The organism is Elioraea sp. Yellowstone (assembly GCF_006704265.1).
GTDB lineage: Bacteria > Pseudomonadota > Alphaproteobacteria > Acetobacterales > Acetobacteraceae > Elioraea.
The window spans coordinates 1-1,091 of the sequence record NZ_VIKA01000293.1 but is presented as its reverse complement, the minus strand read 5'-3'; the positions used below and the strand labels follow the sequence as shown (position 1 = coordinate 1,091).

General features: G+C 76.9%; 1 protein-coding gene. It reads right to left on the bottom strand.

All coding sequences use genetic code 11. From position 1 onward, the window contains the following. Positions 1-1,091: tetratricopeptide repeat protein (locus tag FK498_RS19595; RefSeq protein ID WP_161988497.1), on the bottom strand; the 1,091-nt coding region annotated here is incomplete at both ends.

Here is a 1,091-nt window from a genome sequence, read left to right as displayed (position 1 = left end):
ATCGCGGCCGCTGCCGCGCTGCGGCGGCGTTCGCGCAGCGTGCGTGCGGCGGCACGGAACGCCGCGAGCGCCTGGTCGCGGCTCGTCGCCCCGGCGGCGTTCAGCAGCACGCCGCCGAATTCGAGGCGCGTGACCACCTCGGGCGTGGTGCCGGGCAGCTTGGCCGCGAGTCCGCTCACCGCCTCGCCGAGATCGGCCGCGGCGGCGGTGTGGCGGCGCTCGCAGTCGGCCGCGAGACCGGCGACGCGCAGCGCGCGCTGACGCACCCCCCCCGGATCGACGCCGATGCGCGCGAGCAGTCCCGCGGCACGCACCGCCTCGCGCTGCGCGCCCGCGCAGTCGCCCGCCTCGTAGGCGAGGATGCCGCGCAGCCGCCAGAGATCGGCCACGCCCTGCGCGGCGAGCTCGCTCTCGGCGTCGCGCACCAGCGAGAGCGGGATGAAGGCGCGCAGGTCGCGCGGATCGGGACCGAGCGAGGGGCCCGCGCGCGGCGCCTCCGCAGCCACGTCGATGCGCCGCAGCGTGCGCTCGAGATTGGGCGCGGCCGCAAGGTAGAGACGCTCGGCCTCCGCGGCGAGGCGTGCCGCCTCCGCGGCGTCGCCGCGGTTGCGCGCGTGATAGGCGCGGTAATGCGCCACGCGCGCGGGAAGCTGGGGATCGGAGGCGCGCGGCGCGATCGTGGCGGCGGTGGCGAACAGCGCATCCGCCTCCTCGTGCCGGCCGAGATTCGAGAGCTGGAGCGCGAGATGCGCCATCGCGTCGGCGCGGTCGGGGCTGTCGTCGCCGAACAGGCGGCCATGCAGCGCGAGCGCGTCGCGGAAGGATGCCTCGGCGCCGGCGAAGTCCTGGTCGATGTTCTGGCGCGAGCCGAGCAGCATCAGCCCGTCGTAGCGGCCGACATCGCCCGAGCCGAAATCGCCGCGCAGCGCGAGCGCGAGCGCGCGCGTGCCCTCGGCACCGCCGGTGACGACGGTCGCCGCCTCGCGCCGGCCCGACAGCGCGGCGAGCGTCGCCTCGATCGCCGGCAGCGCGGTGGTCACGCCGTCGGCGAACCAGGTGGCATTGTCGAGCGCGGCGACCAGCGCGAGATG